The sequence below is a fragment of the Cupriavidus sp. 01L46 genome, assembly GCF_056399905.1.
The window spans coordinates 1-21909 of sequence record NZ_JBFTSF010000088.1; the positions used below are offsets into that span (position 1 = coordinate 1).

The window sequence follows — 21909 nt, forward strand, 5'->3', positions numbered from 1 at the left end:
CTGGAACTGCGTACTGGAACTGCGTACTGAGTGTGGCGAAGTTCTCCCGGAGATGAACAAGCAGTTCATCCAGGCTCTGCGGCGGCATGGAGACTTCGGTAGGCATGGGCGGTGTCCTGATTGACGGATGTAACGATTGTTGCACAACTGGTCACACGACGCACTGGACGTGCCTCCGGCGCATCGCGGTGCAGATTGAATCGAGTGAATCTCGTTTATTTACAAAGAAACAAATGTTGCATAACCGGGCGGGCTTTCTTATACTTCGCCGGTGACGGCAGCGCTTCTTTGCCCGATCCTGCATGGAAGGCGAAATTCGGAGCCCCAGGCTGCGCAGGCGCGGTCCAGCTTTGCGGACCGGGAGGCCAGGAGGTGGGCGGAGGTTGTTAAACCAGCGGAAATCGAATCACGGTAAGCAGGGCAGAGAAGTCATGCCGGCATTACCCATTGAGGCCGCCAGCATTGCAGGCCAGGCTCTCACGCACCGCCCATGCCCCCAATTCGATATTCAGTTTCCACACCAAACATCATGACCCACGTATTCCACCGCAATCCCCGCCAGACGCTTGCCGTGGCAGTCGCCGGCAAGGGCATCGAACTCATCGACAGCAATGGCAAGCACTATATCGACGCTTCAGGCGGGGCCGCGGTGTCCTGCCTGGGCCACGGGCATCCCCGTGTGATCGAGGCGATCAAGCAGCAGGTTGACTCGCTCGCTTACGCGCATACGTCGTTCTTCACCACCGAAGTGTCGGAAGAACTGGCCCGCACCTTGGCGCAAGCGGCGCCCGGCGATCTGAACCACGTCTACTTTGTCTCGGGCGGCTCGGAGGCGGTCGAGGCCGCGTTGAAGCTGGCGCGGCAGTATTTCGTGGAGATCGGGCAAACGCAGCGCCGCCACTTCATCGCGCGCCGCCAGAGCTACCACGGCAACACGCTGGGGGCGCTGGCCATTGGCGGCAATGCATGGCGCCGCGAGCCGTTCTTGCCCCTGCTGGTGCCGGCGCACCATGTGGCGCCGTGCTACGCCTATCGCGACCAGGTAGCGGGCGAGACCGACCAGCAGTACGCGCAGCGCCTGGCCGACGAGCTCGAAGCCAAGATCCTCGAGCTCGGCCCGCAGAGCGTCGCCGCGTTTGTGGCGGAGACGGTGGTGGGCGCGACCGCCGGCGCGGTGCCGCCGGTGGCGGACTATCTCAGGCGCATCCGCGCCGTCTGCGACAAGTACGGCGTGCTGCTGATCCTCGACGAAATCATGTCCGGCATGGGCCGCACCGGCTACCTGTTCGCGTGCGAGGAAGATGGCGTGGTGCCCGATATCGTGACCATCGCCAAGGGCCTGGCCGCGGGCTATCAGCCGATCGGCGCGATGATATCGAGTAGCCGCATCTACGACGCGGTGGTGGGTGGCAGCGGCTTCTTCCAGCATGGGCACACGTATATCGGCCATGCCACGGCTTGCGCGGCKGCACTKGCCGTGCAGCGCACCATCACCGGGGACCGTCTGCTGGAAAATGTGCTGGCGCGCGGCGAGCAGCTCCGCGCCCGGCTGCGCGAAACGCTGGGCGGCCACCCCAACGTTGGCGATATCCGCGGCCGCGGCCTCTTTGTCGGCGTGGAGTTCGTGGCCGACCGCGAGACCAAGGCGACGCTGGACCCGGCCCTGAAGATGCATGCCCGGCTCAAGTCCACCGCCATGCAAAATGGGCTGCTGATCTATCCGATGGGCGGCACCGTGGATGGCGTGCGGGGCGACCACGTGCTCTTTGCGCCGCCGTTCATCTGCTCGGCGCAGGACATCGACCGCATCGTCGAGCGCTTTGCCACGTCGGTCCAGGCCGTGTTGCCGGCGACCCGCGGCGCGCTCGCCTGAGCCGGGACGCCAGGCGCAAGACGGGGGGCGGCACGGCGCAACGGGCGGTCGTATTTCGTATTGCCCGTATTAGGCCGTGTTATTTGCCGCCGACCGAATACGGCGGCATCTGGTAGCTCCACGTCTCGCTCAGCGTCTTGTCGCCGGACACCAGCGCCGCGCGCATTTCCACCACCTGCTTCGGATCCTTGACCTTGATCCGCAGGTTCAGCCGCCAGCCCTTGATGACGGGATTGGGTTCCACCACCCTGTCGATGATCTCGGCGTTGCTGCTTACGCTGACCTGCGCGCCTACCTGCGTACCGGGGGGGAGGCTCGCCAGCACGGGGCCTTCGAAATCGACCACGATGCCGGTGCTGCCATCCAGGTGGCGGATCAGGTTGGCCTGTGTGATTTCTCCCGCGGAGCGCAGCGTCTGCTTGACCGAAGCCAGGTTCTTGTCCATCAGGGCGCGCTCGTCAAGGGTCCAGTGCATCGTGTAGTCCGCCTTCAGGGGCTGGCCCTTGGGCGGCAAACGGTCCGGCGTCCAGAAGGCGACGATGTTGTCGTTGGTCTCGTCAGGCGTGGGGATTTCCACCAGCTCGACCTTGCCCTTGCCCCAGTCGCCCTGGGGTTCGATCCAGGCGCTTGGCCGCAGGTCATAACGGTCCTTCAGGTCTTCATACGAGGAAAACTCCCGGCCCCGCTGGAGCAGGCCGAAGCCCCTGGGATTGGTGACCTGGAAGGTGCTGATGGCGAGGTTGCGCGGATTGTTCAGCGGGCGCCACAGCCATTCGCCGCTGCCGGTATGGATGGCAAGGCCGTTGGAATCGTGCAGGGCTGGGCGGAAGTTGTACTGGTCGCGCTGCTGGTTCGGCCCGAACAGGAACATGCTGGTCAGTGGGGCCACGCCGAGCTTGGCAACGGGGCCGCGCAGGAAAATACGCGCCTGCACCTTGAGGACCGAGTCCTCGCCGGGGTAGAGATCGAAGCGGTAGGCGCCGGTGGCACGCTGGGAATCGAGCAGCGCATAGAACACCAGGTGCTTGTCCTGTGGGTCGGGCCGCTCGATCCAGAACTCGCGGAAGGCCGGAAATTCCTCTGCGACGGGCAGCCCGGTATCGATGGCCAGGCCGCGGCTGGACAGGCCATAGACCTGGTTCTTGCCGATGACCCTGAAGTAGCTGGCGCCCAGCACGCTCATGATCTCGTCGAGCTTGTCGGCCCGGTTGATCGGGTAGAGCACCCGGAAGCCGGCATAGCCGAGCTTGCTGGTCGCGGACTTGTCCAGCTTCAGGTCGCCGAAGTCGAAGCGCGCAGGGTCGTACTTGATCTCATGGACCGCGCCGCCCACGATCTCGTTGATGCGCACCGGGCTGCCGAACTGCATGCCCTGGTGGTAGAAGCCCAGGCGGAACGGCGTGCCCTGGTCCTTCCACTCCAGGTTATCGCGCTGGGGCTGGATCTTGATGTAGTCGGCAAACTGCATCTGGCTGAATACCGGAGGCAGGTTGCTGACCGGCGCGGCATAGGGCTTGTCGGCCAGGGTCCTGGCGCGGGGCACCACGTCGTCCAGGGAGAACGCGCTGGCCTGGCTGCCCGCCAGCAGCGCCCCTGCGGCTAGCAGCGTTGGCAAGGCGATTTGCATCTTGTTACGAAACGACGCGGCGATGACGGCAAGAACCACGAATCTCTCCAGAAGAACAGGTTAAGCAAGGCTGCCGCGTCACATGCGGCGGCAGCAGATAGTGTAGTGGCGGTAAACTGTGCTCACAGCGCAGAAAGATAAACGATAGCGTATTTCGCTTCGCGTGCCTGTCAGGCAGGAAACGCGCACCACCCGCGGGGCAGCTACCTTGTCGCGCCACCTGGATAACACTCAGATGAGAATGCTCTGTTTGCTGGCCCTGTCGGCCAGCCTGGTTTGTTCGCCGGTTCTTGCCGGCACCGCGCCGGCTGCCGCCGGCGGCAAGAATGCCTTCGTCGCCGATCTCATCGGACGGATGACGCTGGAAGAGAAGATCGGGCAGCTGCGGCTGATCAGCATCGGCGAGGACATGCCCCAGCCCCAGTTGCTCAAGGAGATCGCGGCGGGCCGGGTAGGCGGTACGTTCAACTCGGTAACGCGCAAGGACAACCGGCCGATGCAGCAGGCGGCGGTGGAGCGCAGCCGCCTGAAGATCCCCATCTTCTTCGCCTACGACGTGGTGCACGGGCACCGCACCATCTTCCCGATCAGCCTGGGCCTGGCATCGAGCTGGGACATGGAAACGGTGGCGCAGAGCGCGCGCGTCTCGGCCATCGAAGCCAGCGCGGATGGCCTTGACATGACCTTCGCGCCGATGGTCGACATCTCGCGCGATCCGCGCTGGGGGCGCACGTCGGAAKGGTTTGGCGAGGATCCGTACCTGGTCTCGCTGTGCGCGCAGGCCAGCGTCAGGGGCTTTCAGGGCACCTCCCTGGCCAACGCAGATAGCGTGATGGCGGTGGTMAAGCACTTCGCGCTGTACGGCGCGGTGGAAGGCGGGCGCGACTACAACACGGTCGACATGAGCCCGCTGCGCATGTACCAGGACTACCTGCCGCCGTACCGCGCCGGCATCGATGCCGGTGCCGGCGGCGTCATGATCGCGCTGAACTCGATCAACGGCGTGCCGGCCACGTCCAACACATGGCTGTTGCGTGACCTGCTGCGCAAGACCTGGGGCTTCAAGGGCATCACGGTGAGCGACCACGGGGCCATCGACGAGCTGACCAAGCATGGCGTGGCCAAGGATGCGCGCGAGTCCGCCAAGCTCGCCATCCTGGCCGGCGTCGACATGAGCATGCACGACTCCGCCTACCGGGATCACCTGCCCGAACTGGTGCAGTCCGGCGAAGTGCCCATGCGCGTCATTGACGACGCGGTGCGCGAGATACTGGGCGCCAAGTACGACCTGGGACTGTTCCAGGAACCCTTCAAGCGCATCGGCGCCGCCGAGCAGGACCCGGCCGACGTCGACGCGCAGAGCCGCCTGCATCGGGAGGCCGCACGCGCCGCGGCGCGCAAGTCGCTGGTGCTGCTCGAGAACCGCGAGCGCACCCTGCCGCTGAAGAAGGCCGGCACGGTCGCGGTCGTCGGGCCGCTGGCCGACGCGCCCATCGACACCATGGGGAGCTGGTCCGCCGCCGGCAAGTCCGCCCAGACGGTGACGCTGCTCCAAGGCGTGCGCGACGCGCTCGGCGACAAGGGCCGCGTGGCCTATGCCCGCGGCGCGAACGTGACCGACGACGCTGGCGTGGTCGGGTACCTGAACTTCATGAACTGGGACAAGCCCGAGATTGTCCAGGACAAGCGTGCCCCGGGGGACATGATTGCAGAAGCCGTGGCGGCGGCGCGCGGCGCCGACGTGATCGTGGTGGCCGTGGGCGAGTCGCGCGGCATGTCGCACGAAGCCTCGAGTCGTACCGCCTTGTCGCTGCCGGGCAGCCAGGAGACGCTGCTCAAGGCGCTCAAGACCACCGGCAAGCCCATGGTGGTGGTGCTGATGAACGGCCGCCCGCTCACCATCAACTGGGTCAAGGACAACGCGGATGCCCTGCTCGAGACCTGGTACGCCGGGACCGAAGGCGGCCATGCCATTGCCGACGTGCTGTTCGGCGACTACAACCCTTCGGGCAAGCTGCCCATTTCCTTCCCGCGCTCGCTCGGGCAGATCCCCACCTACTACAACCAGCTGCGTATCGGGCGCCCGTTCGTGCCGGGCCAGCCGCCAAACTACACCTCGCAATACTTCGAGGAAGCGTCCGGCCCGCTGTACCCGTTCGGCTACGGACTGAGCTATACGGACTTCAGCGTGTCCGGCATCACGCTGTCGAGCCCCACCATGCCGCGCGGTGGCCGCATCGAGGCGAGCGTGACGGTGAAGAACACCGGGCAGCGCGATGGCGAAACCGTGGTCCAGCTCTATATCCAGGACGTTGCCGCCTCCGTGGTGCGGCCGGTGAAGGAGCTGAAGGACTTCCACAAGCTCATGCTCAAGGCCGGCGAGGAGCGCGTGGTGCGTTTTGCCCTCGATGAGGACAAGCTGAAGTTCTTCAATGCCAAACTTGAATACGCMGCCGAGCCGGGGGAATTCAAGGTCCAGATCGGGCTGGATTCGCAAGCGGTGCGGGAGCAGGGCTTCGTGCTGCAGTAAGCGGAGCGGGAAGGGCTTGGGAAAGTGCGTTGACTGCGCGCGCGGTCCCGGCCCGCTGGCCTGAATAGGGGTTTATGCCAGCTTTTCGCCGACGCTGCGTTGCGGTCTACTGAAAGCGAGTTGAGACGTGGCTGGCGTGTGGAACAGAGGCTGCCGTGCTTTCCACAAATGATCAGCCGTGGATTCCTACTTCAGGAGACAACACCATGGTGACCAAGCAGGACGATGCATTCGTTTTGAAAAACCTTCTCGCGCTGGCGGCAGTGGAAGCGCTAGGCGGCGCGATTGCGCTAGGGTTCGCCTTCAACCTCCTGACCTGACTGGAATATAGCCAGGGACCATCCATCATTGGATATTTGGATATGGATTAAAGCTCCCCGGCACTGGCCTGGTTCTGGCCAGCTCGCCGGGGAACTCGCCCTGATCCTGCCTTGAGGGCCAGGGCCGTCAACTCAGTTCAGGCTTCCCGGGTTTTGCGCCGCAGCGCGCTGTTTGGACTTGGCCGCCCAGTACGCGCCAATCTGCTTCTGCGTGATCTCGCCCTTCTTCCTGGCGTCGATCGCGTCGAAGTTCTTGTAGACCTCGGGCATGCCCGCCTGCGCTTCCTCTTTCGTCAGCTTGCCGTCGTGATTGGTATCGGCAGCAGCGAATTTCTCCGCGAATTTTGTCTTGGCTTCCTTTGCATTCATCGGCTGCTGTTGCGCGCCGACGCTGCCGGCCGCGAAAAAGGCGAGCAGCGCCAGGCTGGTTGTTGATACTAGCCGTGCAATCATTAGTGTCTCCTTGAGTACTTCGATGGTGAGGCCCGCCGGTCCGGCGGATGTCCGCGATCGGTGGGCATTTGCAGGAATCGGGGAGCAATCGATCCCCCAGATCCTTGGCTATGATCATCGTCGGCTTTCCTGTGTTCGGGAATTTAGATATTTCCGGATCTGATATTAGAATTTTCCCAATTCAAGGTGGTGAGCCGGGTAATCCCTGCCACCTTTTAAAACACGCCGGGAATGACGCGATATCGCACATTGGCCTGATACGCGCGATAGGCGGGATCCTGGCCCAGTAGTTGTTCTTCCCTGAACATCCGGCCCGTTTGCAACGCATAAAGGCCGCCGTAGAGCAGTGCATTGCGCCAGCCGAAGTTGGCCAGCAGGAAGCCAAGGTCTGTCACCAGGTAGCTGAGATAGATGGGGTGGCGCACGAGCCGGTACGCGCCGCGCGATACCACGCCGCGATTGGCGGGCAGGATGCCGAAGGAGCCGCGCAGCGAGAGCTTGGCGAATAGCTGGAACAGGATGCCGGTGATTTCCAGCGTGGCGCCGACTGTTTCGGGGACAAGGCGAACGCCGGGGTCGAGCTCGATCCCGAGATAGTAGAAGCTGCCGCCTATCGACATCACGAAGCTCAAGGGACGCATGTCGCGCTTTTCGGGGATCCGCGAGAACAGCGACAAGCCTACGGTCAGCACCGTGGCAACCACGAGCAGCAGCAAGGTGATGCGCTCGGGCGCCAGGCGCCACTGCGCGTACGCGCTATAGGCGAACAGGCTCAGCAACAGGACGACGCAGAGGCGCGCGGACACCTCCATCACCATCTCACGCACTTGCGGCCGGATGGATCTGGCGGTGAATCCACCGCCGTTGCGCGCATTGACCCGATTGGCGCTACGCGACTTTGCGTCGCTATCGTTATGCATTCCCTGAGACCTCTCTGTTTTTATAAGGCAAGCCTGCATGACCCGCGCGGGATATCGTCATGCCGCGTCGCATGGATTCAGCGTGCCAATCATGAGCAGAGATTACGCCGGGATGCGGGTGCAACCCATATCCCCCTAACGAGGGGACAACCTTGCGCCTCGCGTGTCAGGCAGCCGCGGGGCGCGCTGGACGGTGGCGACGTCGTGCAAGGCGGCGGCGGGCGGAATGTGCGCCTGCCTACACCTTGCAGCCCGACGCCGCCTCGCTGATGTACTCGGCGAGCCGGCTTGCCACCGGCTGGCGGCTATGGCGCGGCCGCTCCACCAGGCCGATCTCGCGGTGAAAGGTATTGTCGCCAAGCGGCAGGGCAGTCACGCCGAGTGGCCAAGGGCCTTGCGCCGCCGTTTGCGGAATCAGCGCCACGCCAAGGCCGCGCGCCACCAGTTGCACGATGCCCTGCAGCTCGTCCAGCTCGATGGCGTCCTGTACCGCCAGCCGCGACTGCCGCAGGAACTGGTCGACCAGCCGGCCACCGAACGAGCTGCGGTCATAGCGGATAAAGGGCGCGGATTCCAGCGCGTCGCTCCAAGCCTGGCCTGCCATGGCGGCCGGCGCCAGCAGCACGAACGGCTCCATCACCAGCGTGCGCCACTCCAGCTCCGACGGCAGCGCAAAGGGCGGCCGGATCATCACCGCGATATCGATCTCGCCCGCATCCACCTGGCCAAGCAGGTTCAGGGACACGCCCGGCACAACGCGGATCCTGCAGCCGGGCAGCTCGGCGCGGAAGGCGGCCATGGCGTCGATCAGGAACGACACCTGTGCCGAGGCGATCGAGCCCACCCGCACCATGCCGCTGCGCTCCGTGGCGCCGCCGTGCTCGCCAATGCGGGCATAGAGCGCCATCAGTTCCTCCGCCAGCGCCAGGGTTTCCCGGCCGGCGGCGTTTAGCCGCGCCGAGCGGCCCGTGCGGTCGAACAGGGCGAAGCCAAGCTCTTGCTCCAGCCGGTGGATCTGCGCGCTGACAGCCGACTGGGTCAGCCCGATGCGCGCGCCCGCGCTGGCGAAAGTGCCGTGCCGGGCTACGGCGATAAAGGTCTTGAATTCGCGCAGCATGATCGTTTCATCAATTTTCGTGTAGCTAAGGTCAAAAATATATCGCTTTTTTTAATTGGTTGCCATGCCTAGACTTTCCCTCATTGGTGCACCGGCCGGAACGTTGCCGGCGGCGCGCCAAGACCCGACCCCCACAACACTTCGATCCCCAAGCGCCATGAGCGAAATCACTCCCGTCCTCGCCCCGTTCCACCTTGCCTTCCCCGTCCACAGCATCGCCGCCGCGCGCGAGTTCTACGGCGACCTGCTGGGCTGCCCCGAAGGGCGCAGCGCGCCGGACTGGGTGGACTTCAACTTCTATGGCCACCAGATCGTGGCCCACCTGGCGCCGGAAGAAGCGGGCCACCGCCACACCAGCGCCGTCGATGGCGATGCCGTGCCGGTGCGCCACTTTGGCGTGGTGCTGCCGATGGACCAGTGGCATGTCGCCGCCGACAGGCTCAAGGCCGCCAACCTGTCGTTCATCATCGAGCCGCATATCCGTTTCAAGGGCGAGGTAGGCGAGCAGGCCACGATGTTCTTCCTCGACCCGTCGGGCAACGCGCTGGAGCTCAAGGCCTTTGCCAATATCGCTTCGCTGTTCGCCAAGTAACACCAACGTCGGATCCGCGTCAGACCAGAGTGAGACCGGCCACAAGGCCGGCTGCCGCACGCGGGGCAGGGCTTGCCCGCCCCGCGTGCATCGCCCCCACGCAGTAGCTGCAAGAGTTAGTCGATATGCGAAGAATCCTGGTTGCCAACCGTGGCGAGATCGCCTGCCGCATCATCCGCGCCGCGCAGGCGCTCGGCATGGAAACCGTAGCCGTGCATTCCGCCGCCGATGCCGGCGCGTTGCACTGCCAGATGGCCGACATTGCCGTTGCGGTAGGTCCGGCGCCGGCGGCGCAGAGCTACCTGAACGTGGAAGCGGTGCTCGCCGCGGGCACGGCGCACGGCGCCGACGGCGTGCACCCCGGCTATGGCTTCCTCTCCGAGAACACCGCGTTTGCCCGTGCGGCGCAAGCGCTAGGCATGCAGTGGATCGGCCCGTCCGTCGAGTCGATCGAGAACATGGGCGACAAGAACCGCGCCCGCGATATTGCCGCCGCGTGCGGCGTGCCGGTGCTGCCCGGCAGTATCCGCTTCCTGCCCGAAGACCTGTCGCGCTTGCACGCCGAGGCCCGGCGCGTTGGCTATCCCGTGCTGGTCAAAGCTGCCGGCGGCGGTGGCGGTATCGGCATGAAGCGCGTCGATGGGCCAGACACGCTGGCGGCCACGGTGGCGTCCACCCAGGCGCTGGCCCTGAAGGCCTTTGGCGACGCCAGCATCTACCTGGAGCGCTACGTGCCGCGCGCCCGGCATATCGAGGTGCAGGTGTTTGGCTTCGGTGACGGCACGGCGGTGCACCTGTTCGAGCGCGAATGCTCGGTGCAGCGCCGCTTCCAGAAGATCATTGAAGAAAGCCCGGCGCCCAATGTGCCGGCTGCCGTGCTGGCCGGCATGAGCGCGGCTGCGGTGGCGCTGGCCACGCACCAGCGCTACAGCGGCGCGGGCACGGTCGAGTTCATCCTCGACGCGGACAGCGGCGAGTTCTTCTTCCTGGAGATGAACACGCGCATCCAGGTGGAACATGGCGTGACCGAGGCCATCACCGGCTGGGACCTGGTGCAGGCGCAGATCCGGCTCGCCGCCGGCACGCTCGCACCCAGCGCGCAGCAGGATATCCGGCGCGCCGGCGCGGCCATCGAGTGCCGGCTGTATGCCGAGAACCCGGCGCGCCATTTCATGCCATCGCCGGGCAAGCTGGCGCGCTTTTGCCTGCCGGCAGGCATGGCCGGGCTGCGCGTGGACACCGGCGTGCGCGAGGGCGATGCCATCACGCCGTTCTACGATCCGATGATCGCCAAGCTGATTGCCTATGGCACCGATCGCGAAGCCGCCATCGCCACCATGCAGGCGGCGCTCGGCGCAACCGTGATCGAAGGCATCCGGCACAACGCCGCGTTCCTTGGCTGCGTGCTGGACCATGCGGACTTCCGTGCCGGCCGCGTCGATACCGGTTTTGTGGAGCGCGAGCTGGTGGCGCTGGTGGGCGAGTCCGCCGCGCCGGTGGCTGTGCCCGCGCCATCTGCCGTGGAGGTGCGGGCATGATCGCGCAGGACATGGAACACGCCGCGCCGGCCGCGCAAACGTCCTGGCGGATCGCGCCGTCCGGCGATCGCTGCCTGATTGTGGAGTTCGGCACGGCGGCGGATATTGCCATCAACCGCCAAGCGTGCGCGGCAGCGGCGCGGATCGCCGCCGCTGCCCTGCCCGGCGTGACCGACATCGTGCCCGCCCTGACCACCGTGGGCGTGCACTACAAGCCGATTGCCGTGGCCCGCGCGACGGGTACCAGCGCTCCGTTCGAGGCGCTCTCGGCCATGGTCGGCGAACTCCTGCGCGAAGGGCTTTCGTCAAGCGCGGGCGCGCCGCTGGTGATCGATATTCCCGTCTGCTATGGCGGCGAACATGGTCCCGACCTGGACGATGTGGCAGCTACCTGTGGCCTGTCGCCCGAGCAGGTCATCGCGCTGCATAGCGCCGAGCCGGTCGATGTGCTGATGCTGGGCTTCGCGCCGGGGCATCCCTATGTGGGCCGCTTCGACGCGCGCCTTTCGCCGCCGCGCCGCGGCACGCCGCGTACCGCGGTGGCGGCGGGCTCGGTTGGCCTGGCCAATCGGCAGACCGTGATCTATCCCATGACCTTGCCGGGCGGCTGGAACCTGATCGGACGTACGCCCGTGGCGCTGTTTGACCCGCATCGCGCGTCGCCGTGCCTGCTGGCCGCCGGCGATCGTGTGCGCTTCGTGCCGATCTCTTCCGAGGTATTCGAATCCATGCAGGCGGACGCGGGTGTGCAGCCATGAGCATTGAAGTCATCAAGCCTGGTGCGTTGAGCACCTTCCAGGATCTCGGCCGCAACGGCTACCAGCAACTCGGCGTGCCGGCCAACGGCGCCATGGACGAGCGCGCCCACCGGCTGGCGAACGCACTGGCCGGCAACGCCGCGGCAGAAGCCACGCTGGAGATCACGCTGATGGGCCCCACGCTGCTGTTCCATGTGCCGGCCGTGATCGCCGTGTGCGGTGCGGACCTGGATGCCACGCTCGACGGCGCGCCGGTGCCGGTGAACCGTGCGGTGCCCGTCGCCGCAGGCGCGGTGCTGGCCTTCGGCAAGCGCCGGGGCGGCTTGCGTGCTTACCTTGCGGCGCAGGGCGGCTTTGCGCTGACGCCGGTCATGGGCAGTTGTAGCACCTTTGTGCGCGGCGGCTATGGCGGCGCGGCCGGCAAGCCGTTGCGCAAGGGCGACCGCATTGCCTTGCGCGGCGGCGTGGCCGCACCGGTCCGCGATGCCGCTTTCCCGGCGTTTCCGGCGTTTCCGGCCGATGTCCTCACCGCGCCCGATCAGCCCGTGCGCGTCGTCGCCGGGCGCGAATGGGCGCGTTTCTCGGATGCGGCCAGGCATGCGCTGGTCAGCGAGCCGTTTCGCATTGGCGCGCAATCGGACCGCATGGGCTATCGCCTGGAAGGCACGCCGCTCGCGCTGGCCGCGCCTGCCGAGATGCTGTCCGAGGCCGTGGCCTTCGGCACGATCCAGGTGCCGCCCGATGGCCAGCCCATCGTGCTGATGGCGGACCGCCAGACCACCGGCGGTTATCCCAAGATTGCCCATGTGTGCGCGGTGGACCTGCCGCGCCTGGCGCAGAAGATGCCGGGCGAGGCGGTGCGCTTTGCCTTGATCGATCTGCAGGAAGCCCAGCGCCTTGCCATGCTGCAGGACGCGGTATTCGAAGCCATGGATACGGCAACGGCAGGGGAGCACGCGCATGGCTGAGATCGATTTCAACAGTGATATGGGCGAGAGCTTCGGCATCTACCGCCTTGGCGACGATGCGGCTGTGTTGCCGCATGTCACCTCCGCCAATATTGCCTGCRGTTTTCACGCGGGCGATGCGCAGACCATGGCAGCCACCGTGCGCGCCGCCACCGCGCTCGGCGTCTCGCTCGGCGCGCATCCGGGTTTTCCGGATCTGCAGGGCTTTGGCCGGCGCGCCATGCAGCTTGGCCGCGAGGAGATCTACAACATCACGGTCTGCCAGGTTGGCGCCCTGCAGGCGTTTGCCGCCGCGGCCGGCAGCCGGCTCGCGCATGTGAAGCCGCACGGCGCGCTGTACAACCAGGCCGCGCGCGATGGCGTCATGGCGCGCGCGCTGTGCGAGGCGGTGCGCGATGTGGATCCGTCGCTGGTGTTCTACGGCCTGGCCGGCTCCGCGCTGGTCATGGCCGCGCGCGAGGCCGGACTCGCGGTGGCGCAGGAAGTGTTTGCCGACCGCACGTATCAGGACGATGGCTCGCTGACCCCCCGCAGCCATCCCGCCGCCATGATCACCGATGTGGAGGCATCCATCGCGCAGGTATTGCGCATGGTGCGCGACGGTGTGGTGCGCTCGCTGGGCGGCGTGGACGTGCCGGTCCGGGCGGACACGCTCTGCATCCACGGCGACCAGCCGGGCGCGGCCGGGTTTGCCCGCCGCATCCGCGCCGCGCTGGAGGCGGAGGGCATCACGGTGCGCGCACCGCAATCACGATAGCTACGGACAAACAGAATATGCCCCACACAAAATCCCCCATATCCATCGTGGCAGACACGGCCGGCACCCTCTGGAAACTCGTGGCGCAGCCCGGCGAGATGCAGGTAAAGGATGCCACGCTGCTGATTATCGAATCCATGAAAATGGAAATACCGATTGAGGCCGGATCGGCGGGTTATATCGAATCGTATTGCGTGGCCGAAGGTGACATGGTGGAAGAAGGCCAGGTATTGGGCAGCTTTATTCCTGCTGCCTGAAACGCGCTGTTGATATAGCTGTAAATTCGCCGCTGACATTGATCTGGTGGTGTCGGCCGGGCCACACGGCCTGGCTGTTTTCTCAATGATCCCGTGGATTTGGAAATAAATCACCAGCTGGCTGCGGACGATACCGGTTTCGGTGCGTTCGCCGCCCCAGGCGGGACAGCAGGTTCATTGTTGTGGTGCGGCGGGGCGCATTAAATCCCCGAATCAGATGGCTTTTTTTAGTCAGGAATCGTAACGCCCGGAATTCCGTGTTTTTAACGAAATAGACGCTGGCATGCTTGTTGCAAAGTATCCGGTGTAATCGATGAGGCATGAATCCCGGTGGCTTTAAAGGCCCGCGATTCCCGGCAGGTGGTTAGCTCTCCGGAAATAAAAACAAGACGCGAGCCCGGCCTGTGCACCAGGAAGTTTCAGGCACAGGACGGCCATCGCGGCAGGTGTTCGTGCTTCAGCGCTGGTTCATCCAGGGGTTTCACCACGCCTGGACTGGATTTTCTACCCCGTTGCATCCTGGAAACTGACAACATGTCCAACGCCCCCACCTCATCCCTGCCGATGCCCGACGCGGCGCCGGCATCCGCCCCTGCCACGGCGCCGGCAACCGGCAACGCCGTCGCCCGCAAAGCCGCCATGGCCGCCGCGGCCGGTACCGCCATCGAGTACTACGAGTTCGGCGTGTATGGCTATATGGCCTCTACCATTGGCCCGCTGTTCTTTCCTAGCGACAGCGCCACGGCTTCGCTGCTGGCCATCCTGGCCGTGTTCGGCAGCGCTTTCCTGATGCGCCCGATCGGCGGCATCGTGCTTGGGCGCCTGGGCGACCGCGTTGGCCGCCGTGCCGTGCTGCTGGTTACCGTGATCGGCATGGGCATTGCCACCGGCATCATCGGCCTGCTGCCGGTGGCCGCCAGCGCGGGCATCGTGGCGCCGCTGCTGTTGTTGGCCATTCGCCTGGCGCAAGGCTTCTTTGCCGGTGGCGAAGTCACCGGCGCGGCTGCCTATGTGGCCGAGTCCGCGCCCAAGGGCAAGCGCGGCTTCTACGGCGCTTTCACGCCGGTGGGCGTGGCCGTGGGCGGCGCGCTGGCCGCGACCGTGTGCGGCATCACCACCGGCTTGCTGGAGCCCGCGCAGATGCAGGCGTGGGGCTGGCGCATTCCGTTCCTGATGGCGATCCCGATGGTGGTGATCTCGTCGATGGTGCGCAAGCGCGTGGAAGAGTCCGTGGCCTTCAAGCAGTTCCAGGAACACAGCGAGCCGCCCAAGGCGCCGCTCAAGGAAGTCTTCACCGCGCACATGCCCGCCGTGGTCAAGGTGGTGCTGCTGTCCTTCGGCCAGAACGTGGGCTACTGGGTGGGGCTGGTGTTCATGAACATCTACATGACCACCTATCTCAAGTACGACAAGGCAACGGTGTACTGGATCATGGCGTTCGTCAGCCTGACCATGGCCATGCTGATGCCGCTGTGGGGCGGGCTGTCCGACCGGCTCGGCCGGCGCAAGGTGCTTGCCATCGGCTTTTGTGCCTACATGGTGCTGGTATTGCCGATGATGATGCTGATGGACAACCACAGCATCGGCCTGGCCTTCCTCGCCATGATGGTGGTGGCGCTGCCCATGCCCATCGTGCAGTCCGTCGGCTACCCGACCTATGCCGAGCAGTTCCCGACCCGCGTGCGCTACACCGGCATGGCGTTCAGCTTCAACATCGGCGCCATCCTCGGCGGCGGGCTCACGCCGTATGTGGCCACCGCGCTGATCGGCAGCACCGGCAACCTGCTCAGCCCGGCCTACCTGCTCATGGGCGGCGCGGCAGTCAGCCTGCTGGCCCTGCTGGGCGTGAGGGAAACCGCCCGCCAGGCCCTCGACTGATGACGGACCGCAACCGGAGCATGGAGATGGAAGCAGGTATCCACGCCGCCGCCGGGCTTGCCCCCGGCTGGGCCGCCACGCCGGCTGGCGCCCGCGCCGGCATCCGCAGTGGCCGGTACAACGGCAATACCAGCGGCATGGCGCCCGGCCATGCGCAGGGCAACCTGATGATCCTGCCCAAGGCCTGGGCCGGGGATTTCCTCGAGTACTGCCGGGCCAACCCGGTGCCATGCCCGCTGATCGGCATGGCCGAAGCGGGCAGCCCGGCGGTGCCGATGCTGGGCGGCGACATCGACCTGCGCACCGACGTGCCACGCTACCGCGTGTGGCGCCATGGCGAACTGGTGGAGGAGCGCGACGATATCAGCGCGCTCTGGCAGGACGATTTCGTGGGCTTTGTGCTGGGTTGCTCGCTGTCGTTCGAGGACGCGCTGGAGCGCGCCGGCTTGCGCGTGCGGCACGTGGACGAAGGCAAGATCGTGCCGATGTACCGCACCAGCATCCAGACCACGCGCGTCGGCGCCTTCCATGGGCCGATGGTGGTGTCGATGCGGCCCTACACGCCGGAACAGGCGGCCATCGCCTCGGCCGTGTGCGCCCGGTTGCCGGGAGCGCACGGGGCGCCGGTTCACATGGGCGACCCCGCCGCGATCGGCATCGCGGACATCGACCGCCCGGACGAAGGCGAGCCGACCGCGATCCTGGCCGGGGAGGTTCCGGTGTTCTGGGGGTGCGGGGTGACGCCGCAGGCGGCGGCCATGATGGCGCGTCCGCCGCTGTGCATCACCCATGCGCCGGGGCACATGCTGGTATGCGATGTGCCTGCCGACGCGTTGAAGCTAGTGTAGGGCGATGGCCGCGATCGTTGCCACGGGTGCTGCTTCGAGCAGCGGCGCGGGCGGCATCGGCGCTGCCCAGCGGTAGACCAGCAGGCGGCCCTTGTAGGCATCGATGCCGGGTGCGGCCACGCGGTCGAGCTTTTCCTCGCGCATCGTGAAACCCTGCTCGGCCATCTGCCGGTTGAAGGCGGGCCGGTTGCCGCGGTCGGGATCGATGATCCAGATCTCGACCGTGGGGCTGGCGTGGCGCCCGATAAAGTGGGCGAGGTTGGCATTGGCATCGCGCTCGTAGAGCAGGTCGCTGCCGATGATCAGGTCGAAATGGCCGTGGACGTTGGCGGGGGCGAGGCTGGCACCTGCAGGGGCATCATGCTCATGCTCCGCGGCGCTCCAGTGCCCGTGCCGGTACTTCATGGGCGCCAGGCCATTCAGGCGTACGTTCTCCGCGAGGAAGGCGGCGGCCATCGGATGGCAGTCGCTGGCGGTCACGTCGGCACCCCGGCGGTGCCCCACCAGGCTGGCCAGCCCCAGCCCGCAGCCGATTTCCAGCACCCGCTCGGTGGCGTCCACCGGCCGCAGCGCCATGCGCGCCGCCAGGTGCGCGCCGGACGGCCACAGCAGCCCGAACAGCGGCCACATGGCGGAAGAAATGCCCATGCGTTCGGCTTCGCCGAGGGGATCGGAGTACTGCTGCTTGTCCAGCAAGGAGCGAATGACCAGGTCGGCGACGCCCGTCACGGCGATGCGCTCTTGCTTGGTTTGGTAGCCGGGCATCGAGGGGGGAAGCCAGAACGCCGGCTTCGCAATAGGAGGGAATTGGCCAGTATGCCCTAAATACCCTTTGCAAGCCTGGAATCTGACGCTAAATGCGCAGAAATGAAGCGAAATTGCCTGGAAGTGGGGCTTGGGCAGGCGCCGCCGCAGGCAGGCGGTGCGKCAACTGCCTGACGCGGCACTCCGTGCTTGTCGCCGTGCGCGCCGTGCGAGAATTCGCGATAAGCAAAATAGCGGAAATCACGATCCGCCTATTCTCGGAGATTATCGCGGTGAGCATCCCATCCATCCCATCGATCCCATCCAGCGCATCCATCCGCAAGCGCCTTCGCATGCGGCACCTGCAATTGATGCTGGCGCTCTCGGAGTCGCCCTCGCTGCGCCAGGCAGCCGACGGGCTGGCCCTGACCCAGCCGGCCGCTACCAAGTCGCTTCAGGAACTGGAAGACGTGCTCGGCGTGCCGCTCTTTACGCGCCACGCGCGCGGGCTGGAGCCGACGGTATCGGGCAAGGCGGTGATGCGCTACGCGCGGGTGGTCTTTGCCGACATGGATGAACTGCGCGAGGAGCTCGTCGCCATCCAGGCCGGCGATGTGGGCAAGGTGCGCGTGGGCGCGGTGATGGCGCCGGCGCCGGACCTGCTCACCCATGTGATCGTCAAGCTCAAGCAAGCACATCCGCGCTTGCACATCATCGTGCAGATCGATACCAGCGACGTGCTGGTGCACGCGCTGCAGCAGGATCAGATCGATATCGTGCTGGGCCGCATCCCCGATGGCTGGCCGGCGCAGGAGCTGTCGTTCGAGACGCTGGGGGAGGAGGCGCTGTCGATCGTCACCCGGGCGGGGCATCCGGCGGCGGAGCGGGGCAAGCTGAAACTGGCCGCCCTGACGGACTACGCGTGGATCATCCAGCCGCACCCCAGCCCGATGCGCCAGATCATCGACCAGACCTTCCGCGAGAACCGCGTGCCGCCGCCGGTGAGCACGGTGGAGACATCGTCAATCCTCACCACGCTGTCCGTGCTGCGCGAATCCGACATGCTGGCCGTGCTGCCCACCTCGGTGGCCCGCTACTACGAAGACCTGAACATGATCGCCACGCTGCCGGTTGCCTTGCACGGCAGGCTTGCGCCTTACGGGCTGGTGCTGCGCAAGAGCCGCCCGCCCACGCCCGCCATGCAGCTTGTCATCGACATGCTGCGCGCGGGCGGAGTGACTGCAGCGGGCGGCATGGAAGGCAAGGGCGGGGCGGCCACCGGCAAGCCTTAGTCCGCGCCCTAGTTCCGCGAGCGCAATCCCGCGCGCTCAATCCGCGGAGATCTTGGCCTTGCGGACCACTTCACCGTAGCGCACCATCCGGTCGGCCATCATGCGTTCGAAGGCGGCCGGTGCCATTTCCTCGGGCGGGAACACGCCGCGCGCGCGTAGCGCCGTCTGCATGGCGGGCTCGCTGGCGGCCTGGCGCACTGCCTGGTAGAGCTTCTGCACCACCGGCTCGGGCGTGCCGGCAGGCGCGGCAATGCCCGTCCAGGAGCTCAGGTTGAGCTGCGGGTAGCCCAGCTCGGCCATGGTCGGCACATCGGGCAGCTGCGGCAGGCGTTGTTCGGAAGCCACCGCCAGCGCACGCACTTTTCCTTCCTTGATATAGGGCAGCATGATGACCAGGTTGTCGAGGATGAACTGGACCTCATTGCTCAGCACGGCCGTGATCAGGTGCGTGCCGCCACGATAGGGGATGTGCGTGGCGTAGATGCCGGTGCTGGCCTTGAGCATTTCCACATTCAGCTGGCCCATGCTGCCAACGCCGCCGCTGCCGTAGTCGAGCTTGCCCGGGTTCTTCTTCGCGTAGGCCAGGAACTCCGCGAAAGTCCGCACGGGCAGGCTCGAATGCACCACCAGGGCGTTGGGCTGGCGGCCCAGGATGGCGATGTTCTCGAAATCCTTGATCGGGTCGTAGCCCAGTTTCGGCTGGGTCAGCGGATTGGCCAGATGGCTGCTCTGGGAGGAGACCACGAGCGTATAGCCATCAGGCTTGCTGCGGGCCACCGATTGCGTGGCGACCGAGCCGCCCGCGCCCGGGCGGTTGTCGACGACCACCGGCACGCCGAGGATGCGCGAGAGCGGCTCCGAGTACTGGCGGGCCATGATGTCCACCGAACCACCGGGCGGAAAGGGCACCACCAGCGTGATGGGACGCGAGGGATAGGCGCCCTGTGCTTGCGCTTGCGCGGCCAGCGGCGCGGCACACGCGAGTGCGGCTACGCTGAGGCCGGTGCGGAGGAAATGGCGGCGAGAGAATGGCACGTTCGGCATGGCAGTGTGGTGGCAGTAGTTGAAAATCGGATGGGGGGAGCGCCCCGGCTCAGCGCAGTGCGAGGATGGCCATCGCCACCGCCTGCGCGCGCGGCACAAAGGTGGCAAGCTCGGAGTACTCGCGTACGGTGTGCGCATGGCCGCCCACCGGGCCGGTGCCGCATAGCGTGGGCGTGCCCACCGAGGAAGTGAGCCCGCTATCGGCTGCGCCGCCGGTGAACTCGCCGTCTACCGCGAAGCCCAGGTGCCGCGCGCCGCGCTGGTACAGCGCCAGCAGGTCCGCAGGCGTCTGGGTCATCGGCCGGGTGCGGCGCATGTCGGTGATCCGGCCCTTGGTGCGCGGCAGCGATTCGGCCTCGATGATCGCGCGCACCTGCTCGACCAGCGCTTCGATGTCCGTGTCGGCGGTAAAGCGCACGTCGAGCTCGGCCTGCGCAAGCGGCGCCACCATATTGGGCACGATGCCGCCCTTCACGCAGCCCACATTGGTGGTGATGCCCTGCTCGGGGTCGGTCAGTGCATGTAGCGCCAGGATCTTGCGCGCGAGCGCGTCGATGGCGCTGGCACCCTGGGCGTGGTTGACCCCGGCGTGCGCGGCCACGCCCTCCACCTCGAATTCCACCACCATCGACCCCTTGCGCCCTGTGACCAGGTTGCCGCTGACGCGGCCGGGCTCGGCGTTGAACACGGCGCGCGCGCCGCGCGCCACGTCCATGATCCGTTCGCGGGTGGCGCCGGAACCGATCTCCTCGTCGCAGGAAAAGAACAGGCGCACTGGCGAGGCGTTGCCGCCGCAGCGCGCCAGGGCCTCGGCCACGAACACATTCATGACCAGGCCGGATTTCATGTCGGCCACGCCGGGCCCGTAGGCAAGCCCATCCTCCACGCGGAAGGGACGGCGTGCCGCCGTGCCGGCAGGGAACACGGTATCCATATGCCCCATCAGCAAGATTGGCGCGCCATCGCCGGCACCGGGCACCAGCGCATCCAGGCACACGCCATAGCCGGGCACGGCATGCAGGGTGACTGCAATGCCGGCGGCCTCCAGGTGCGCGCGCAGGACCTCTGCCACGGCCGTCACGCCGGCTTCCTGCCGGCTGCCGCTGTCGATGTCGACAATGCGCTGCAGGAGCGCCTGCATGGCAGCCTGCTGGCCGCCCAGCCAATCGATCACCCCGCTTGCCGCCTGGGCATGCATGCCGCTATCCGCTGCGTTGTCGACCATATACCGCTTGCTCCTTGCTTCGTGTGGGAGTGAATCGTGCATTGCAAAAGTGATATGATCATGCAATATGCATTGCAACGTGTCAACACCATGAAACATGCCCAGGAGACTCCTTCACGTGACGCCACCTTGCTCGAGCGCCTTGCGCGCGAGGCGGCCACGCTGACCGCCCGCGAGCGCACCTTGGCCGATGCGCTGGGCCGCGACTATCCGCATGCGTTGCTGGAATCGGCCACCGCGCTGGCTGCCCAGCACGGCACGAGCGCTTCCACGGTGGTGCGGCTGTTTGCCAAGCTGGGCTATGCCAGCTATGGCGATGCCCAGCGCGAAGCACGGGCCAGCGTGACAGCGCTCCTGCCCACCGCCGGCCAGCGCGCGCCGGCCACGATCGGTGGCAAGCGCACCCTGCGCGCTTGCGTGGACGACGCGCTGCTGCACGACCAGCACAACCTGGCGGCCACCCACGAAGGGCTGGACATGGCCGCCTTCGAGGCGATCGCGCGCCTGCTGGCCGAGCCGCGCGGCCGGCTGTTCGTGCTGGCGCAGAAAAACAGTGCGCCCGTGGGAGCATGGCTGGCGCTGCATCTGAATATGTGCCGGCCACAGGTCCAGGAACTGGGCGCGGGCGCGGTGACGGCCACGGATGCCATGCTATGGGTGGAGCCGGAGGATGTGCTGCTGACTTTCAGCATCCGCCGCTACTCCAGCGCGCCGGTGAGCATCGCACGCGCCTTCCGCGAACGCGGTGCGCGCGTGATTGCGATTTGCGACAGCCCGGCCGCGCCGCTGGTGCCGCTGTCGGATCACCATCTGTTGGTGCGCACGGCCAATGCGTCGCCGTTCGACTCTTATACGGCGGCCTTCTTCCTGTGCAATGCGCTGGTCTCGGCGGTCGCGCAGCTGCGCCAGCCAGCCGTCATCAAGGCGCTGCAACGGCGCGATGCGCTATGGGAAGCTTTTGAGGCGGATCCTGTCGAGGGGTTGAGGCGGGGGTAGGGATGTTGTAGGCCTGGGTACGATTTTGCTGCTTGTAGCCCCGGTGACGCGGGGGATGCGCTTGGTGGGTGGGGTTTTCTTGCTTCTAGCTGCTGTCGCGGCTGTACGGTATTGGCCGTTTTAGAACGTGTGAGATGTCACTTCTCTTTACTCGTAAAGAGAAGATGGTATG

The 21909-nt window shown here is 66.2% G+C and carries 19 protein-coding genes; 12 read left to right on the plus strand and 7 right to left on the minus strand.

All coding sequences use genetic code 11. The annotated features are described in order from the left end of the window. The first annotated feature begins 529 nt into the window (after positions 1-529). Positions 530-1873 carry an aspartate aminotransferase family protein gene (locus AC1DS3_RS17595; RefSeq protein WP_441639757.1) on the plus strand — a complete coding sequence of 448 codons (1344 nt, stop codon included), beginning with the start codon at positions 530-532 and terminating at the stop codon, positions 1871-1873. Between the two features lie 79 nt (positions 1874-1952). On the opposite strand, the gene AC1DS3_RS17600 is transcribed toward AC1DS3_RS17595, so the two are convergent. Next, positions 1953-3500 carry a glucan biosynthesis protein G gene (locus AC1DS3_RS17600; RefSeq protein WP_477109497.1) on the minus strand — a complete coding sequence of 516 codons (1548 nt, stop codon included), beginning with the start codon at positions 3498-3500 and terminating at the stop codon, positions 1953-1955. 241 nt (positions 3501-3741) lie between these two features. On the opposite strand from AC1DS3_RS17600, the gene bglX reads away from it, so the two are divergent. Then, on the plus strand, positions 3742-6030 hold the full coding sequence (gene bglX, locus AC1DS3_RS17605; RefSeq protein ID WP_477127617.1) for a beta-glucosidase BglX: 2289 nt from the start codon (positions 3742-3744) through the stop codon (positions 6028-6030). Between the two features lie 452 nt (positions 6031-6482). On the opposite strand, the gene AC1DS3_RS17610 is transcribed toward bglX, so the two are convergent. The 3 genes from AC1DS3_RS17610 to AC1DS3_RS17620 all read right to left on the minus strand — a co-directional run bounded on the left by AC1DS3_RS17610 (position 6483) and on the right by AC1DS3_RS17620 (position 8840). Further along, on the minus strand, positions 6483-6803 hold the full coding sequence (locus tag AC1DS3_RS17610; RefSeq protein ID WP_441639758.1) for an EF-hand domain-containing protein: 321 nt from the start codon (positions 6801-6803) through the stop codon (positions 6483-6485). Between the two features lie 215 nt (positions 6804-7018). Further along, positions 7019-7723: a methyltransferase family protein gene (locus tag AC1DS3_RS17615; protein ID WP_441639759.1), complete on the minus strand. Its 705-nt coding sequence runs from the start codon at positions 7721-7723 to the stop codon at positions 7019-7021. Between the two features lie 238 nt (positions 7724-7961). Further along, positions 7962-8840 carry a LysR family transcriptional regulator gene (locus tag AC1DS3_RS17620; RefSeq protein ID WP_441639760.1) on the minus strand — a complete coding sequence of 293 codons (879 nt, stop codon included), beginning with the start codon at positions 8838-8840 and terminating at the stop codon, positions 7962-7964. A gap of 157 nt (positions 8841-8997) precedes the next feature. On the opposite strand from AC1DS3_RS17620, the gene AC1DS3_RS17625 reads away from it, so the two are divergent. The 8 genes from AC1DS3_RS17625 (at position 8998) to AC1DS3_RS17660 (ending at position 16436) form a co-directional block, all read left to right on the plus strand. Beyond that, positions 8998-9432, plus strand: coding sequence for a VOC family protein (locus AC1DS3_RS17625; RefSeq protein WP_150986184.1), 435 nt, complete (start codon positions 8998-9000; stop codon positions 9430-9432). Positions 9433-9557: 125 nt separating this feature from the next. Then, positions 9558-10970, plus strand: a complete 1413-nt coding sequence (locus tag AC1DS3_RS17630) for an acetyl-CoA carboxylase biotin carboxylase subunit (protein WP_441639761.1) — start codon at positions 9558-9560, stop codon at positions 10968-10970. Then, on the plus strand, positions 10967-11728 hold the full coding sequence (gene pxpB, locus AC1DS3_RS17635) for a 5-oxoprolinase subunit PxpB (RefSeq protein WP_441639762.1): 762 nt from the start codon (positions 10967-10969) through the stop codon (positions 11726-11728). The genes AC1DS3_RS17630 and pxpB overlap by 4 nt, the downstream gene beginning before the upstream one ends. Beyond that, complete coding sequence (locus AC1DS3_RS17640) at positions 11725-12696, plus strand: 5-oxoprolinase subunit C family protein (RefSeq protein WP_441639763.1); 972 nt, start codon at positions 11725-11727, stop codon at positions 12694-12696. The genes pxpB and AC1DS3_RS17640 overlap by 4 nt, the downstream gene beginning before the upstream one ends. Further along, complete coding sequence (locus AC1DS3_RS17645; protein WP_477127615.1) at positions 12689-13453, plus strand: LamB/YcsF family protein; 765 nt, start codon at positions 12689-12691, stop codon at positions 13451-13453. The genes AC1DS3_RS17640 and AC1DS3_RS17645 overlap by 8 nt, the downstream gene beginning before the upstream one ends. Before the next feature lie 17 nt (positions 13454-13470). Continuing rightward, on the plus strand, positions 13471-13710 hold the full coding sequence (locus AC1DS3_RS17650) for an acyl-CoA carboxylase biotin carboxyl carrier protein subunit (RefSeq protein ID WP_441639765.1): 240 nt from the start codon (positions 13471-13473) through the stop codon (positions 13708-13710). Between the two features lie 534 nt (positions 13711-14244). After that, on the plus strand, positions 14245-15588 hold the full coding sequence (locus AC1DS3_RS17655) for an MFS transporter (RefSeq protein ID WP_477127616.1): 1344 nt from the start codon (positions 14245-14247) through the stop codon (positions 15586-15588). A gap of 20 nt (positions 15589-15608) precedes the next feature. Then, positions 15609-16436: a putative hydro-lyase gene (locus AC1DS3_RS17660; protein ID WP_441639767.1), complete on the plus strand. Its 828-nt coding sequence runs from the start codon at positions 15609-15611 to the stop codon at positions 16434-16436. Here AC1DS3_RS17660 and AC1DS3_RS17665 read toward each other — a convergent pair. Further along, positions 16428-17201 (minus strand): class I SAM-dependent methyltransferase, encoded by a 774-nt coding sequence (locus AC1DS3_RS17665; protein ID WP_441639768.1) that lies wholly within the window; start codon positions 17199-17201, stop codon positions 16428-16430. The two genes, AC1DS3_RS17660 and AC1DS3_RS17665, sit on opposite strands and share 9 nt — an antisense overlap. 332 nt (positions 17202-17533) lie before the next feature. Here AC1DS3_RS17665 and AC1DS3_RS17670 point away from each other — a divergent pair, with 332 nt between their 5' ends. Beyond that, a complete protein-coding gene (locus AC1DS3_RS17670; protein ID WP_441639775.1) occupies positions 17534-18472 on the plus strand; it encodes a LysR family transcriptional regulator in 939 nt (312 codons plus the stop codon). Between the two features lie 36 nt (positions 18473-18508). Here the strand turns inward: AC1DS3_RS17670 and AC1DS3_RS17675 are convergent, their stop codons facing one another. Together AC1DS3_RS17675 and AC1DS3_RS17680 are read right to left on the minus strand one after the other, a co-directional pair. Next, positions 18509-19516, minus strand: a complete 1008-nt coding sequence (locus tag AC1DS3_RS17675; protein ID WP_441639769.1) for a Bug family tripartite tricarboxylate transporter substrate binding protein — start codon at positions 19514-19516, stop codon at positions 18509-18511. Positions 19517-19565: 49 nt separating this feature from the next. Then, positions 19566-20741 carry a M20 family metallopeptidase gene (locus AC1DS3_RS17680; RefSeq protein WP_441639770.1) on the minus strand — a complete coding sequence of 392 codons (1176 nt, stop codon included), beginning with the start codon at positions 20739-20741 and terminating at the stop codon, positions 19566-19568. Positions 20742-20831: 90 nt separating this feature from the next. Between AC1DS3_RS17680 and AC1DS3_RS17685 the strand changes: the two genes are divergently transcribed. Continuing rightward, positions 20832-21737, plus strand: a complete 906-nt coding sequence (locus AC1DS3_RS17685; protein WP_441639771.1) for a MurR/RpiR family transcriptional regulator — start codon at positions 20832-20834, stop codon at positions 21735-21737. Positions 21738-21909: the final 172 nt, after the last annotated feature.